This window comes from Pseudonocardia sp. P1 (assembly GCF_000178675.2).
Classification (GTDB): domain Bacteria; phylum Actinomycetota; class Actinomycetes; order Mycobacteriales; family Pseudonocardiaceae; genus Pseudonocardia.
In genome coordinates this window covers 4,864,392-4,879,398 of record NZ_ADUJ02000001.1, presented here as the reverse complement: position 1 = coordinate 4,879,398, position 15,007 = coordinate 4,864,392, and the positions used below count along the sequence as shown (strand labels likewise).

The 15,007-nt window shown below is 75.7% G+C and carries 15 protein-coding genes; 8 read left to right on the top strand and 7 right to left on the bottom strand.

The genetic code is table 11. From position 1 onward, the window contains the following. Nucleotides 1-18: 18 nt before the first annotated feature. From PP1_RS22520 to glgB, 5 genes are all read left to right on the top strand, one after another. Nucleotides 19-666, top strand: a complete 648-nt coding sequence (locus tag PP1_RS22520; protein ID WP_010232007.1) for a VTT domain-containing protein — start codon at nt 19-21, stop codon at nt 664-666. Further along, a complete protein-coding gene (locus PP1_RS22515) occupies nt 654-1,895 on the top strand; it encodes a glycosyltransferase (RefSeq protein WP_010232008.1) in 1,242 nt (413 codons plus the stop codon). Before PP1_RS22520 ends, PP1_RS22515 begins: the two co-directional genes overlap by 13 nt. 3 nt (nt 1,896-1,898) lie before the next feature. Then, nucleotides 1,899-3,101: a glycosyltransferase gene (locus tag PP1_RS22510; protein WP_075314649.1), complete on the top strand. Its 1,203-nt coding sequence runs from the start codon at nt 1,899-1,901 to the stop codon at nt 3,099-3,101. Continuing rightward, complete coding sequence (locus PP1_RS22505) at nt 3,091-3,975, top strand: alpha/beta fold hydrolase (RefSeq protein ID WP_010232009.1); 885 nt, start codon at nt 3,091-3,093, stop codon at nt 3,973-3,975. Before PP1_RS22510 ends, PP1_RS22505 begins: the two co-directional genes overlap by 11 nt. Before the next feature lie 87 nt (nt 3,976-4,062). Further along, nucleotides 4,063-6,639: a 1,4-alpha-glucan branching protein GlgB gene (glgB, locus tag PP1_RS22500; RefSeq protein ID WP_010232010.1), complete on the top strand. Its 2,577-nt coding sequence runs from the start codon at nt 4,063-4,065 to the stop codon at nt 6,637-6,639. A gap of 121 nt (nt 6,640-6,760) precedes the next feature. Here glgB and PP1_RS22495 read toward each other — a convergent pair whose 3' ends face one another. The 3 genes from PP1_RS22495 to PP1_RS22485 are packed head-to-tail and all read right to left on the bottom strand — an operon-like array spanning nt 6,761 to nt 10,293. Beyond that, the gene (locus tag PP1_RS22495; protein ID WP_010232011.1) at nt 6,761-8,008 is read right to left on the bottom strand and encodes an MFS transporter; all 1,248 of its coding nucleotides are present in this window, start codon (nt 8,006-8,008) and stop codon (nt 6,761-6,763) included. Between the two features lie 42 nt (nt 8,009-8,050). After that, a complete protein-coding gene (locus tag PP1_RS22490) occupies nt 8,051-9,286 on the bottom strand; it encodes a glycosyltransferase family 87 protein (protein WP_010232012.1) in 1,236 nt (411 codons plus the stop codon). 14 nt (nt 9,287-9,300) lie between these two features. After that, nucleotides 9,301-10,293 (bottom strand): tetratricopeptide repeat protein, encoded by a 993-nt coding sequence (locus PP1_RS22485; RefSeq protein WP_249266044.1) that lies wholly within the window; start codon nt 10,291-10,293, stop codon nt 9,301-9,303. Nucleotides 10,294-10,573: 280 nt separating this feature from the next. Here PP1_RS22485 and PP1_RS22480 point away from each other — a divergent pair, with 280 nt between their 5' ends. Further along, on the top strand, nt 10,574-10,825 hold the full coding sequence (locus PP1_RS22480) for a hypothetical protein (RefSeq protein WP_010232644.1): 252 nt from the start codon (nt 10,574-10,576) through the stop codon (nt 10,823-10,825). A gap of 134 nt (nt 10,826-10,959) precedes the next feature. Here the strand turns inward: PP1_RS22480 and PP1_RS22475 are convergent, their stop codons facing one another. Both PP1_RS22475 and PP1_RS22470 read right to left on the bottom strand, forming a co-directional pair. Then, nucleotides 10,960-11,874, bottom strand: a complete 915-nt coding sequence (locus PP1_RS22475; protein ID WP_075314653.1) for a lipase family alpha/beta hydrolase — start codon at nt 11,872-11,874, stop codon at nt 10,960-10,962. Further along, complete coding sequence (locus PP1_RS22470) at nt 11,871-12,185, bottom strand: thiamine-binding protein (protein WP_075314655.1); 315 nt, start codon at nt 12,183-12,185, stop codon at nt 11,871-11,873. Before PP1_RS22470 ends, PP1_RS22475 begins: the two co-directional genes overlap by 4 nt. 92 nt (nt 12,186-12,277) lie before the next feature. On the opposite strand from PP1_RS22470, the gene PP1_RS22465 reads away from it, so the two are divergent. Further along, nucleotides 12,278-12,781, top strand: a complete 504-nt coding sequence (locus PP1_RS22465) for a MarR family winged helix-turn-helix transcriptional regulator (RefSeq protein ID WP_010238550.1) — start codon at nt 12,278-12,280, stop codon at nt 12,779-12,781. Nucleotides 12,782-12,798: 17 nt separating this feature from the next. Here the strand turns inward: PP1_RS22465 and PP1_RS22460 are convergent, their stop codons facing one another. Beyond that, complete coding sequence (locus PP1_RS22460; RefSeq protein ID WP_010238547.1) at nt 12,799-12,996, bottom strand: hypothetical protein; 198 nt, start codon at nt 12,994-12,996, stop codon at nt 12,799-12,801. Between the two features lie 92 nt (nt 12,997-13,088). Here PP1_RS22460 and PP1_RS22455 point away from each other — a divergent pair, with 92 nt between their 5' ends. Then, on the top strand, nt 13,089-14,021 hold the full coding sequence (locus PP1_RS22455) for a helix-turn-helix domain-containing protein (RefSeq protein WP_075314657.1): 933 nt from the start codon (nt 13,089-13,091) through the stop codon (nt 14,019-14,021). Nucleotides 14,022-14,046: 25 nt separating this feature from the next. On the opposite strand, the gene meaB is transcribed toward PP1_RS22455, so the two are convergent. Then, complete coding sequence (gene meaB, locus PP1_RS22450; protein ID WP_010230000.1) at nt 14,047-15,006, bottom strand: methylmalonyl Co-A mutase-associated GTPase MeaB; 960 nt, start codon at nt 15,004-15,006, stop codon at nt 14,047-14,049. Nucleotide 15,007 lies beyond the last annotated feature (1 nt).

Here is a 15,007-nt window from a genome sequence, read left to right as displayed (position 1 = left end):
ACGACTTCGGACGCTGTGATGGCGTCGGCTGTCGACGTCACGTCCCCGGTACTGGACGACGTGCTCGGGCTGGTGCTGCAGCCGGGTCCCGGCACCATCGGGATCGTCCTGGCCGCGCTCGCGGTCGGGGTCGTCCTCGAGGGACCGGTCGTCACGGTGGTCGCCGGTTCGCTGGCCGGGGCGGGGCTGCTCGACTGGTGGGCGGTCTGGCTGGTCGCGGTCCTCGCCGACGTCGTGTCGGACACCGTCTTCTACCTGCTCGGACGTGGTGGTGCACGGCCCCGGCTGGCGCCGCTGCTGGTGCGCCTCGGCCTCACCACCCGGCGCCGGGAGGCACTGCGCGACAGGGTGGATGAGAACCTGGGCCAGGTGGTGATCGGGGCGAAGGTCGTCGACGTGGGGGCCATCCCCGCGTTCCTGGCCATCGGTCTGGCCGGGGTCTCGTACCACCGGTTCCTGGCCTGGGCCGTCCCGGCCGCCGCCGTCCGGACGGCGGTCCTGGTCGGAATCGGCGGGTGGGTGGGGGGCCGGTTCGCGTCCGAGCTCGCCGACCGGCCGTGGATCATCGTGGCGGTCGGGGCCGGAACAGGCCTCGTCCTCATGGCCGGGCGTGCGCTGTGGATGCGCGTCGCGGCCTCGCGGAAGGAGAACGTGTGCGCGTCCTGATAGGCGCCGACACCTGGACACCGAACGTCAACGGTGCCTGCTACGCAGCCCGTCGGCTGGCGGCCGGGCTGGCCGAGCGCGGGCACGAGGTCCACGTCGCGGCACCGGCACGGGGGTTCCGCAGCCGTCCGGCCGAACAGGTCGGTCCGATCACCGAGCACCGGGTCCGCTCGATGCCGGTGCCGCGGCCGTCCGGGTTCCGCATCTGCCCGCCGCCGGGACTGCGCCGGTCGGCGCGCGCCCTGCTGCGCCGGGTCCGGCCCGACGTCGTCCACGTGCAGAGCCACATGATCCTCGGCCGGATGCTGCTCGGCGCCGCACAGGACCTCGGCATCCCCGCGGTCGCGACGACCCACATGATCCCGGACAACATCCTGCCCGCGATCAGCTTCCTGCACCTGCCCCCGGCGCGGCTGCGCCGGCTGTTCTGGTGGGACGCGGCGCGGGTGCTGGGCCGCGCGGGCGTCGTCACGGCCCCCACACCGCACGCCGCGATGCTCGCCGAGACCCACGGCGTCGCCGGGCCGGTGCTGCCGGTCTCCAACGGGCTCGACACCTCGCGGTTCCAGCCCGACACCTCCGGGCGCGGTACGGCGTTCCGGGAGCGGCACGGCATCCCCGCCGGGCCGCTGCTCGGCGTCGTCGGGCGGCTCGACCACGAGAAGCACGTCGACGAGATCATCCGCTCGCTGACGATCGTGCGACGCAGCGTCCCCGATGCCCGGCTGCTGATCGTCGGCGAGGGCGACGAGCAGGCCAGGCTCCGGGCCACGGTCCGCGCGGAGGGCCTCGAGCAGGCCGTGACCTTCACCGGACGGCTCTCCGACGAGGAGCTCTCCGACGTCTACGCGGCGATCGACGTCTTCGTCAACGCCGGCACCGCGGAGCTGCAGAGCCTCGTCACCCTGGAGGCGATGGCCACGGCGCGGCCGGTCGTCGCGGTCGACGCCGGGGCCCTGCCGCACCTCGTCCGGCACGGCGAGAACGGCTTCCGCTACCCGCACGGCGACGCCGGTGCGCTGGCCGACCGCGTGGTCCGGGTGCTGTCCGACCCCGGCGCCGCGGCCGCGATGGGCGAGGCGGGTCTGCGGATCGTCGCCGAGCACACCCTGCCCGCCACCCTGGACGCGTTCGAGGCGATCTACCGCGCCCAGCGGGCCACCCGGCTGCCCGACACCCGTCGCACCGCCGACCGCCGCGGGCTGACGCGGTCCGGGCGGGACGGCTGACGCGTGCACATCGCCTTCTTCTCCGACCAGCACCCGGCGACCCTCGGCGGCCTCCAGGTCTCCCTGGGGCTGCAGCGGGAGTACCTCGAGCGGGCCGGGTACACCGTGACGGTGTGCGCGCCCGTCGCGCGGCGGGTGCCGTCGGCGCGCTACGGCCGCGACGACGACGTGCTGCTCCCGGCCGCACCGGCCGGCGAGTACTCGTTCGCGGTCGCCGGTGCGGCCGCCGACCGGGCGGCCGACCGCGGGTTCGGCGCGCGGCCGCCGGTCGACGTCGTGCACGTCCAGGCCGACTTCTGGGGCGCGTGGACGGGCTACCGGTTCGCGCGGCGGCACCGGCTGCCCGTCGTGCACACCATGCACACCAACGTCGAGGTCGGGCTGCCGGCGGTGATGCCGTTCCCGCGCGCCGTGCTGCGGATCATGTACGCCGCGCACCGGCACCACCTGCGGTGCGGGCCCGTCCGCGACGTCGCCGGCTACGTCCGCACGTTCGCCGAGGCCGCCGACGCCGTCGTCGTCCCGAGCAGCCACTTCGCCGACCGGCTCGCCGGCTACGGCGTCACCCGGCGCCCGCACGTCGTCCCCACCGGCGTCGACGACGACCGGGTGAGCGCCCTGCTCGCCGAGCCGCGGGCGGCGCGCGGGCGGCCCCTCGTGGTGTGGCCGGGCCGGGTCAGCCGGGAGAAGCGGCTCGGCGAGTTCCTCGAGGCGTTCGCCCGCAGCGGCGCCGACGCCGACCTGGCCGTCTACGGGGGCGGCAGCGACCTCGGGCACTGCCGCGCGCTCGCCCACCGGCTCGGGATCGGCGGCCGGGTCCGGTTCGCGGGCTCCGTCTCGCACGACACCGTGCTGGCCGCGATGCGGCAGGCCGATCTCGTCGCGCAGAGCTCGCTCGGCTACGAGACCCAGGGCCTCACCGTCTACGAGGCCGTCGCGCTCGGCACGCCCGTGCTGCTGCGCGACCCCGCGATCGCCCGGGACGTCCCCGACGCGTGGTGCCGGGTGGTCGCCGACGAGAGCGTCGACGCCCTGGCGACCGCGATCGGCACGGCCGTCGCCGCACCCCGCCCCGTGGGGGACCCGCCCGGCGAGTTCGTGCAGAGCCGGCTCACCGAACGGCTCGTCGCCGTCTACCGGGACGTGACGGCCGGACACGGCGGACCGCGCAGCGACGACGGCAGCGGGGTGCACCGTGCGGCCTGACCAGCGCGCACCGGCCACCCCGGACACGACCGTCGTCGACGTCGCGGGCAGCAGCACCACGGTGTACGGCTACGGCGACCCGGCCGGGCCGGTCGTCCTCGCCGTCCACGGGTTCCGCGGGACCCACATCGGCCTGGAGCCCGTCGCCCGCGAGCTCGCCGACCGCGGCTACCGGGTCCTCGTCCCGGACCTGCCCGCGACCGGGGCCTCCACCCCGCTCACCGCGCGCCACGACATCGACGGGTACGCCGGGTGGCTGGTGGAGCTGTCCGCCCTGCTGGGTGCGCCGCCGGTGCTGCTGGGCCACTCGTTCGGCTCGGTCGTGGTGAGCGCCGCCGTCGCCCGCGGCGTCCCGCACCGGGCCGTCGTGCTGGTCAACCCGATCGCCACCGACCCGCTGGAGGCGTCCCGGCGGGGCGCCGTCGCCGTGACCCGGGCCTACTACGGGCTCGTCCGGCGGCTGCCGGCCCGCCCCGCCCGCGCGCTGCTCGCCCACCGGCTCGTCGCGGTGCTCACCAGCGAGCTGATGGCGACCAGCACCGACCGGGAGCTCCGGCAGTGGATGCGGGCCGAGCACGTCCGCCAGGCCGACCTGTTCGCCGGCCGCGACCCGGTGCTGGAGGCGTTCGCGGCCTCCACCGGCGCGACCGTGCGTGACTTCACGGACGGCTACCACGCGCCGACGCTGCTCGTCGCCGGCGAGCGCGACGACATGGGCCCGGTGGCGAGCCAGGAGGCACTGGCCGCGCGGATCCCGGACAGCACGCTGCACGTGCTCCCCGGGGTCGGGCACCTCGTCCACTTCGAGGCGACCGAGGCGGCCGCCGATGCCGTCGCCGGGTGGCTCCCCGGGGTGCTCGGGACGCTCGCGTAGCCCGTCACGGCGGCGCCGCACTGCGATCCGGCAACGGTCCCCGCCCGCGGTCGGCGGGCGGCACGCACCACCAGTACGGTTCCGCACGTGACCTCCGACGAGCTGCGAGCGACCCGCGACGCCGAGACCGCTGCTCACGCGCCGGACCGGGCGACGACGGACCGGCTCCTGGGCGGAGCGCACCACGACCCCCACTCGGTGCTCGGCGCGCACCCGCACGCCGACGGCACCGTCGTCCGCGTCCTGCAGCCGCACGCCACGGCGGTGGCGGTGCTGCCCAACGGCGAGCGCGAGCTCGCCCACGAGCTGACGAAGGTGCACGACGCCGGACTGTTCTCCGGCATCGTCCCGGGCTCGGGCGGCGACTACCGGCTGCTGGTGACCCAGGGTGGCGGCGACGCCGCCGAGGAGCGGGTCGTCGACGACCCGTACCGCTGGCTGCCGACGCTGGGCGAGATGGACCTGCACCTCATCGGCGAGGGACGGCACGAGCGCCTGTGGGACGTCCTCGGTGCCCACGTCCGGGACTACGACACGGCCTCCGGGACCGTCTCCGGCACCAGCTTCGCCGTCTGGGCGCCCAACGCCCGCGGCGTCCGTGTGACCGGCGACTTCGACGGCTGGGCCGGCTGGTCGCTGCCGATGCGCTCGCTGGGCACCTCCGGCGTCTGGGAGGTGTTCCTTCCCGGGGTCGGCGTCGGCAGCCGGTACAAGTTCCGCATCCTCGGCCCGGACGGCCGCTGGCGCGACAAGGCCGACCCGATGGCGTTCGCGACCGAGATCCCGCCGCAGACGGCATCGGTCGTCACCCGCGACGTCCACGAGTGGGGCGACGGCGAGTGGATGGCGGCCCGTGCGCAGCGCAGGCCGCACGAGGAACCGATGAGCGTCTACGAGATGCACCTCGGCTCCTGGGTGCCCGGCCTGGACTACCGGGAGATCGCCGAGCGCCTCGTCGCCTACCTGGACGGCACCGGGTTCACCCACGTCGAGCTGCTGCCGGTGGCCGAGCACCCGTTCGGCGGATCCTGGGGCTACCAGGTCACCTCGTACTACGCGCCGACCTCGCGGTTCGGCACCCCGGACGACTTCCGCTGGTTCGTCGACCGGCTGCACCGCGCGGGCTACGGCGTGCTCGTCGACTGGGTGCCCGCGCACTTCCCGCGCGACGAGTGGGCGCTGGCCCGGTTCGACGGCACCGCCTGCTACGAGCACGCCGACCCACGCAGGGGTGAGCAGCCCGACTGGGGCACCCTCGTGTTCGACTTCGGCCGCAACGAGGTCCGCAACTTCCTCGTCGCGAACGCGCTGTACTGGCTGGAGTCCTTCCACATCGACGGGCTGCGGGTCGACGCGGTCGCCTCGATGCTCTACCTCGACTACTCCCGCGCCGACGGACAGTGGCTGCCGAACATCCACGGCGGCCGCGAGAACCTCGACGCGGTGGCGTTCCTGCAGGAGATGAACGCGACCGTCTACCGGGAGCACCCGGGCGTCATCACCATCGCGGAGGAGTCGACCGCCTGGCCGGGCGTCACCCGGGCCACCTACATGGGCGGGCTCGGCTTCGGCTTCAAGTGGAACATGGGCTGGATGCACGACACGCTCGACTACACCGGGCGCGACCCCGTGCACCGCAGCTACCACCACAACCAGATGACGTTCTCGCTGATGTACGCGTTCAGCGAGAACTACATGCTCCCGGTCAGCCACGACGAGGTCGTGCACGGCAAGGGTTCGCTGTGGACCCGGATGCCCGGCGACGACTGGAACAAGGCGGCCGGTGTCCGCGCGCTGCTCGCCTACATGTGGGCGCACCCGGGCAAGCAGCTGCTGTTCATGGGCGGCGAGTTCGGCCAGCCCCGTGAGTGGTCCGAGCAGCGGTCGCTGGACTGGCACCTGCAGGAGGGCGACCTGCTGCACGGCGGAATCACGACCCTGGTCGGGGACCTCAACCGGACCTACCGCGACCGGTCGGCGCTGTGGTCGCGCGACACCACACCGGACGGGTTCGCCTGGATCGACGCCAACGACGCCCAGGGCAACGTGTTCTCGTTCCTGCGCCACGGCGTCGACGCCGACGGGCGCGCGACCGTGCTGGCCTGCGTCGCGAACTTCGCGGGTGCCCCGCGGGACGACTACCGCGTCGGCCTGCCGTTCGCAGGAAACTGGACGGAGGTGGTCAACACCGACGCCGCCGGCTACGGCGGCTCGGGTGTGGGGAACCTCGGGCGGGTGCGGGCCGAGCAGGTCATGTGGCACGGCCAGCCGGCGTCGGCGGTCCTGCGGCTGCCCCCGTCGGGTGTGCTGTGGCTGGTGCCGGAGGAGATCGGCGGCCCGGTGACCTCCACCGCGACGGCGACGACGGCGTCCGTACCGCCGGCGCTGCCGTCCACGAAGCTCCCCGAGGAGCCGGAGGAGACCGACCTCGAGGCGCCCGCGACGCCGGACGACGGCTACCGCGCGTCGACCGGCCCGGTGGTGTCGGAGCAGTCCCCGGAGCCGGCGGTGCCGGAGTCCCCGGACGTGCCGGAGGACCAGGTCTCGTCGAGCGTCTCGCCCGCGCCGGGCACCGTCGGCCGGCGCGCGGTGCGCAACGGCTCGTTCGTCACCGGCACGTCCGGTGCCGGGACCTCGGAGACCGGCCGCACCTCCACGGACTGAGCCGCGGGATCGCCGCCGGGCCCCCGGCCGGACACCGGTTCGCCCGTCCAGATGCGGGCCATGCCTCCCCTTCCGGTCGCGGCGCCGCCCGCGGTGGGCGGGCGGGTTCGGGTTCGCGGGGTCAGTGCGCGTCCGCCGGGCGGGACCGGCCCACGGCCAGCACAGCGACACCGCCGAGCGCCGCGACGGCGGCGAAGGCGAAGAAGCCCCACGGGTAGGCGATCCCCGCGGTGAGCAGCGCCCCGCCGAGCAGCGGGCCGCTGATCGCGCCGAGACGGCCGATCCCGCTGGCCGCACCGAGCGCGGAGGCACGGGCGTGGTCCGGGTAGTGCTGGCTGACGTAGGCGTAGACGAGGACCTGCGCGCTGAACACGAACACCCCGGCGAGCAGCACGCTGACGTAGATCCCGATCCCCGGCAGCGGGATCGCCAGCAGGGCGAGGAACAGCGCGGCCGCGGCGAACCAGGCCGGAGTGGCCGGACGGACGCCGATCCGGTCGGCCACCCGCCCGGCGACCAGGAGCCCGGCGATCGCGCCGACGTTGAGCACGAGCAGCTGGGCGAGCGCGGCGTCGAGGCCGTAGCCGGCGACGCGCATGATCTGCGGCAGCCAGGTGTTGAGGCCGTAGACCAGCAGCAGCCCCATGAAGGACGCCACCCAGAACGCGACCGACGAGCGCAGGTAGCCGTCGCGGACGAGCTGGGCGATCGGGTTGCGGGCCCGGGGCGCCGCGGCCGGCGTCGCCGCCTGCGGGACGGGTCGGGAGTCGGGCAGGAAGCGGGCCAGCAGCGGGACCAGCACGAGTGCCGGCAGTGCACCGAGCACGAACATCGGCCGCCAGCTCCAGAACGGGATGACGAGGATGCCGAGCAACGACGTCGCGACGGCGCCGACGTGGTAGCCGGTCATCAGGACCGTGGTGGCGCTGCCGCCGCGGCCCGAGCGGCTGTGCTCGTTGACCATCGCCAGCGCGACGGGGAGGACACCGCCGAGCCCGAGCCCGGCGAGGAACCGCAGCGCACCGAAGGTCCACGGCCCGGTCGCCACCGCACAGAGCAGGGTGAGCACCGAGAACGAGACGACGGTCGCGAGCATCGCCCGCCGCCGCCCGAGCAGGTCGGCCAGCGGGCCCGCGGAGAGCGCGCCCACCATGACGCCGAGCAGGCCGGCCGTCGACACCAGGGACGCGGTCGCCGGGGTCAGCCCCCAGCTCGGTTCGTCGAGCAGGGAGGGAAGCACCACGCCGAGCACGACGAGGTCGAAACCCTCCAGGGCCACCGCGGACCAGCACAGTGGCGCGACCCAACCGCCACGGCCGGCCCGGCCGGTCGTTCCGGTCGCGTCCCCGCTCCGGGATGCGTTCGTCATCCGCGTGCCTCCTCGCCCGACGGTGGCGGGGAGTGTGCCGGGCTAGGCCGGAGCGCGGGTGCCGGCTTCCGCAGGGCGGAAACTCGCTGGTGGAGTCGGGAGCTCTCCGCGGGCCGGCCGGAGCAGCGCCCACCAGGTCACGAGCAGGACGACGGTGTACAGCGCCCGCCCCAGCGGCGTCGCCCAGGAGCCGTCGCTCCACAGGTCGGCCCAGCTCACCGGGACGACCGCGACCGCGAGGACGGCCGCGACGACCCGGCGACGGGTGTCCCCCGGCCGCCCGCTCGCGACCAGGACGAGCAGGCCGGGGACGAGCAGCAGCAGGTAGTTGTGCCACGAGATCGGCGCCATGAGCAGGCCGGTGGCGAGGACGGCGAACGGTGCGGTCCCGGCCGGGTCCGTGCCCGCGGGGCCGGGGCCGCCCACCCGGCGGGTGCGGCGCGCGAGGTGGACGAGCGTGCCGGCGAGCAGGAGCGCGCCGGCGACCGTCCCGATCACCGGGGGCAGTCCCCAGCGCAGCGCCTGGCCGGGCAGCGACGCGTTGTCCGGCGTCGGGCCGACCGGTTCGGTGAGCGCGGTGGCGAGCCACTGGAACGCCGTCGGCCACCCCGCGACGGCCACCCCGGTCAGTGACGCGACCGCGGCGGCCCCGATCCCCGCGGCGAACGGCGCCCACCGGCGTTGCACCCCGGCGAGCAGCAGCACCGGGGCGAGCGACGGCTTCACCGCGACCGTCACGCCGAAGCAGACGGCGGCCAGCAGCGGGTGCCCGCGCCGCTCGGCGAGCCAGCCCGCGACCAGCCCGGCCAGCAGCAACGGGTAGATCTGCCCGAGCAGGAGGCTCCCGTGCAGCGGGGACGACGCGAGCACCGCGGCGGTGGCGGCGAGCGTCCAGGTGCGGCCGAGCCGCAGCTCCCGGCACACCAGCAGCACGGAGCCGGCGACGAGGAGCACCGACAGCGCGGTCAGGATCCGGTACCCGGTGACGGGGTCGAGCAGCCCGAGCGGTGCCAGCAGCACCGACAGCAGCGGCGGGTTCAGATTGTGCAGCCGCGCATCGGTCCGGTAGATCGCGGCGCTGCCCGGGCCCTGCTCCACCAGTGCGTGCGCCGAACGCCAGAAGGTGTCGAAGTCGACGTGCATCCCGGGCACGTCGGGCGACGCGATCCAGCGGAGCAGCGGCGGCTGCCCGAACGCGAACAGCAGGACCGCCGTCACCAGCGCCGCCACGACGACGACGGGTGCGCCCGCCCGGACGGCCCGGTTCAGCCGGGCCACCCGGCCCTACCGGTTCAGAAGAGCGCGCGGGCGAGTGCCCGGCGCGCCGTGGCGACCCGCTGGTCGTCGGACGGGAACAGCTCGAACAGCCCGACGAGGTGACCGCGGGCCCGGTCCCGGTCGTCGCCCGCGGTGCGGGACACGACAGCCACCAGCCGGGTGAAGGCGCTCTCGACGCTGTCGGCGGCCATCTCGGCGTCCGCCGCCGCGATCTGGGCGTCGACGTCGTCGGGGTTCGCGTCGGCGCGCTCGATCGCGGACGGGTCGGCCTGCTCGGCCCGGGCCAGGAACTTCACCTGCGCGAGCGCGGCCTTCGCCTGCTCGTTCGCCGGCTCGGCGTCCAGGATCGACTGGTAGGCGGCCTCCGCGGCCGCGTAGTCGCCCTGCTCGACGGCGTCCTCGGCGGCGGTGAAGCGCGGGTCCTCCGGCTCCTCCGCGGGCTCCTCGGCACCCTCGGCGGACGCGGCGCGGGCCTCGCCCTCCGCGATCGCCGGCATCCGGTCGCGCAGCGCGTCGAGCAGCGAGCTGACCCACTCGGCGGCGCGGTCGTCGGGCACGGCACCGTTGACGGCGTCCACCGGCTGCCCGCCGACGAGCACCACCAGCATCGGGACCTGCTGCACGCGGAAGGCCTGGGCGATCCGCGGCTGGGTGTCGATGTCGACCCGGGCGAGCATCCAGGCGCCGCCACCGGTCGACGCGAGCCGCTCGAGCTCGGAGGAGAGCTGCTCCTCGCGCGGGTACCGGCTCGCCCACAGCTCGACGACGACCGGGATCTGCAGCGACGGCTCGAGGATCTCGTCCTGGAAGCCCTGCTCGGTCGCCTCGACGACGTAGGGACCGCCGGCACCGCCGCCCGCGGGCGCGGCGCCCGGGGCACCGTCGGGTCCGGGCTGCCGGCCGGCCGCATCGGCCCGCGCCTTCAGACCGGAGAGGTCGACCGCTCCGGCCATGGCCGAGGACATCGCCGCCTGCTGGGCCGCCTGACGAGGATCTGGGCGTGACACGCCGTCCATCCTGGCACGCGCACGGTCCGGACGTGACGCGCCCCGCCCGCGGGAGGCGGTGCGGCACCGGTGGGCCGGGGCCCGCGCGAGTCGACGATCACCGGACCGGCGGAGCATCACCGGCCCCGGCCACTCGTTGAACACGGTGCAGGGCACCAACGGTTACCCTGCGTGACCGTTGGGGTGCGGCGCGGCCGCGTCGCCGCCCGCGGTGCGACACCCCGAGACGACGAGTGAGACGCCGGCCCGCACGGCCGGTGAGCGACGGAGGAATCCGAAGATGAGCAACGTCCAGACCACTGCCAAGCCGGCCCTCGCCTACGTGTCGCTGGCGCTGGGCGCCCTCGGCGTGATCGCCGGGCTGCTGCCGGTGCCGATCGCCGCGTGGATCCTGGGAGCCGCGGGCCTGATCCTCGGCTTCCTGGCCTTCCGCCAGCCGGCCACCGCGAAGCTCGGCCAGTTCGGCATGGCCCTCGGCTTCGTGTCCATCCTGGTGGGCGTCTACACCTTCACGAGCTACATCGCGGGCTGACCAGGGTCCGGATCCGACGACGGCCGGTGGCGGGGACTCCCGCCACCGGCCGTCGTCGTTCCGGGCACCGGTGCCGGCCGAGCTCCGGTGCCGGCCGGGCTCAGGTCCCGGCCGGGCTCAGGTCCCGGCCGGGCTCAGGTGCCGGCTGCGGCCGCCGTGGCGCCCGTCGCCAGACCGGCGAGCAGCGCCGTCAGCTCGCCCGTGCGGGTGAGCATCGGGAAGTGCCCACCGGGCAGCTCGACGACCTCCGCACCGATCCGGGCCGCCTCCCGCCGGCCCGCCACCGGATCGACGACGCGGTCCCCGGTGCAGACCACCGACAGGGTCCGCACCCGCGGCCAGGCGGTGAGGGGACACGGCTCGGCGAGCAGCGTCCAGTCCTGCGGACGCATCTCCGCGGCCGCCGCCGCGACGACGGCCTTCGGACCCGGCACCGTCTCCACCGAGCCCGCCCCGCCCGGCGACACCGAACCTCCCGGCGACACCGAACCTCCCGGTGACACCGACGGCTCCGTCGCACCGGCGAGCTCGTGCAGCTCGTCGGCGACACCGCGGTAGAGCCCGGCCGCGACCGTCTCCGCGTCCGGCCAGTACGTCACCCGCCCCTCCCCGCGGCACACCCCCGCGTCGTAGCCGGCGACCATCAGGTCCCGCTCCGCACGCAGCCGGTCCCGGTACGCCCGCCCCGGCTCCGGGACGAGCGCCCCGACCAGGACGAGCGCCCGGACCCGCGCGGGCCCGAGCCGGTCCGCGACGACCGGCGCGACCAGGCCACCCAGCGAGTGCCCCACGAGCACGACCGGCTCCACGGCGCCCCCGGAGCCGGAACCCGCCTCCGCCGCCTCCGCGGAGTGCGCCCCGTCCGGCCCGGCGGCCGCGAGCACCGCGGCGACCTGCTCGGCGTGCCCCGCGCCCCGGGTGTCCGGCAGGTCCGGTGCGGACACCGGGATCCCCGCGCGCTCCAGGTCCCCCGCGACCGGTTCCCACGACGAACCCCGGTGCCAGGCGCCGTGCACCAGCACCACCCGGGCCGGACCTCCCGCGGTCACCCCCCGCCCTTCCGCAGGTGTTCCTCGACCCGCTCCACCTTGGCCTGCAGCTGCCCCTCGTGACCGGGCCGGATGTCGGCCTTGAGGACCAGGCTGACCCGCGGGGACACGGCGGCGACCGCCTCGACGGCGCGCTTGACCACCGCCATCCCCTCGTCCCAGGTCTCGGACTCGATCGTGGTGAACATCGAGGTCGTCTCGTTGGGCAGACCCGAGTCACGGACCACCCGGACCGCCTCGGCGACGGCGGCGCCGACGCTGCCGTCGCCCGAGTCGGATCCGGAGGGCCCGATGCTGAACGCGAAGAGCATGGAGCCACACTGCCACGCCGATCGGGTGCCGCCCGGGCGCGCGGGACCGCGCGGGCCGCGTACCGGCCGGTACGACTTGCTAGCGTCGGGACATGGCAGCACACGGGTCGCTCCCCTTCGACCCGATCCAGCGCGCCGCCGACCTGTGGGAGGACCGGGTCGGCCCGTCGCGCACGATGGCCACGGTCACGAGCGTGATGCGGGTGCAGCAGATCCTCCTGTCCCAGGTGGACGGTGCCCTGAAACCGCTCGGTCTCACCTTCGCCCGCTACGAGGCGCTCGTGCTCCTCGACTTCGCCCGGCGCGGCAGCCTGCCGATGCGGGTGATGGGTGAGCGGCTGCAGCTGCACCCGACCAGCGTCACCAACATCGTCGACCGGTTGCAGGGCGACGGGCTCGTCCGGCGGCTGCCGCACCCGACCGACCGGCGGGCCACGCTCGTCGAACTCACCCCGGACGGCCGCGACCGGCTCGCGAAGGCAACCGGGGCGGTCACCTCGATCGACTTCGGACTCACCGGCCTGGACGACGCCGAGAAGGAGCAGCTGACCGCACTGCTGCGCACCGTGCGCCGCTCGGCCGGCGACTTCGACTAGGACCCGCGACCGGCCGCTCACCGGTCCCGCCTGCGCCGGCGCCGCCGCGGCCGCCCGACCGGCGGCACGAAGTGGCCGCGCCCCGGCCAGTCCCGCATCACCGTGCCACGTGGCGGGGTCCGTGGGCGCAGCATCCGCCGCACCGTCGTCCAGCCGGCCACGGCACCGCAGGCCCCGGACAGGGCGACGCAGCCGAGGTAGTCGATCAGATCCATCGAGCACGCTCCGAACACTGGTGACGAGGTGTTGACGAGGTGTTGCGGCAACGGCGTTGACAGTACGACGGACCACCGACAGGATCGGCTCCGTGGACACCGACGACGCCGCAGCGGCGGCCGCCGCGCCCCGCTCCCTGCTGCGCGCGGCCCGGCAGGGCCGCGGGTGGTCCCAGTCCGAGGCGGCGGGCCGGCTGGCCGCGCTGGCGTCCCGTCACGGCGCCGGCGCCGCGCGGCCCGGCAGCCTCAAGACCCAGCTGTCCCGCTGGGAGAACGGGCACGCGACGCCCGCCCCCGAGCACCGCGCACTGCTCGCCGAGCTCTACGCGAGCACCGCCACGGACCTGGGGCTCGAGCCCGCGACGCCGGCGGGCGACGCGGGCGGTGCCGACCGGCTCCGGGCCGCGCTCGCGCGGGCGGAGGCGGTCGACGAGCACGGCCTCGACCTGCTGCACGACCAGCTCCGCGCGACGGCGGCACTCGACCACCGGCTCGGCACCGCGGCCGCCCACGCCGCGACGTCGGCCCAGGTCGAGCAGCTCGGCGACCTGCTGGCGCACTGCACCGATCCTGCGACGGCCGTCCGGCTCGCCGCCCTGCTCGCCGGTGCCGCGCTGCTCGCCGCGGACCAGGAACGCGACCGGGACGCGCCGGACCTCGCGTGGCGGGCCTACGCCGTGGCCGCCGACGCGGCCCGGCGGGCCGGGCGCGACGACCTCGTCGGGCTCGCCGACCGCGGCCGGGACGTCCTCCGGCAGGAACTGTCCACGACGACCGGCCACCGGGCCCGGACCGCCGGGATCGACGTGCACGCGCCGCCGGTACCGATCGCGATCGAGCCCGCACACGACGGGGACGGGCCGTCGGTCCGGGCCCGGGCGGAGGAGGCGCTGCGCGAGGCTGTCGACGCCGATCGGACCGGGCACGGCGGCGACGCCGCGGCGGCCGCGTCCCGCGCCCGCCTGCTCGCCCTGCGTGCCGGGTCGGCGCGCACCCTCGCCCGGCTCGCGGCGCTCGGCCGATGACCGGCGGCGGGGGCCGGAGCGCGGGTCAGTCCGACCGGTCCAGCAGCTCGTCGGCGGCGGCCCACGGGTCGAGCTCGCCGGCCAGGACCCGGTCGGTCAGTGCGTCGAGGGCGGCGCCGCCGCGCACCCGCTCCATGCGGGCCCGCACCTGCTCCATCCCGATCGCCTCGATCTCACGGCGGGCCCGGTACCTGCGGCGCCGCTCCCGCTCGCCCGACTTCTCGGACCAGGTGAGGTGTTCGTCGAGGGCGTCGGCGAGGGCGTCGATCCCCTCGGCGCGCGAGGCGACGGTGGACAGCACCGGGGGCGCCCAGGCGTCGGCGCCTCCGTCCTCCCGCAGGTGGAGCATGTTCCGCAGCTCGCGCACGGTCCGCCGGGCACCGTCCCGGTCGGCCTTGTTCACGACGAAGACGTCGCCGATCTCGAGGATCCCCGCCTTCGCTGCCTGGATCCCGTCCCCCATGCCCGGTGCGAGCAGCACGACGGTGCTGTCCGCCGCCCCGACGATCTCCACCTCGGACTGCCCGACGCCGACCGTCTCCACGAGGACCACGTCGCACCCGGCGGCGTCGAGCACGCGCAGCGCCTGCGGCGTCGCCCACGACAGGCCGCCGAGGTGCCCGCGGGTGGCCATGGACCGGATGAACACGCCGTCGTCGCCGGCGTGCTCGCCCATCCGGACCCGGTCCCCCAGCAGCGCACCGCCGCTGAACGGCGACGACGGGTCCACCGCCAGCACCCCGACCTTCCGGTCACGCGCCCGCAGCTCGGTGACCAGGGCCGACGTCGAGGTCGACTTGCCGACGCCCGGCGACCCGGTCAGACCGACGACGTGCGCCCGTCCGGTGTAGGGGGTGAGCGCCGCCGACACCTCACGGAGCTGCCGGCCGGCGTTCTCGACCATCGAGATCAACCGGGCGACGGCGAGCTGCTCGCCGCGTCGCGCGCGCTCCACCAGCTCGTGGGGGTCCGGGGGTCCGGCCACG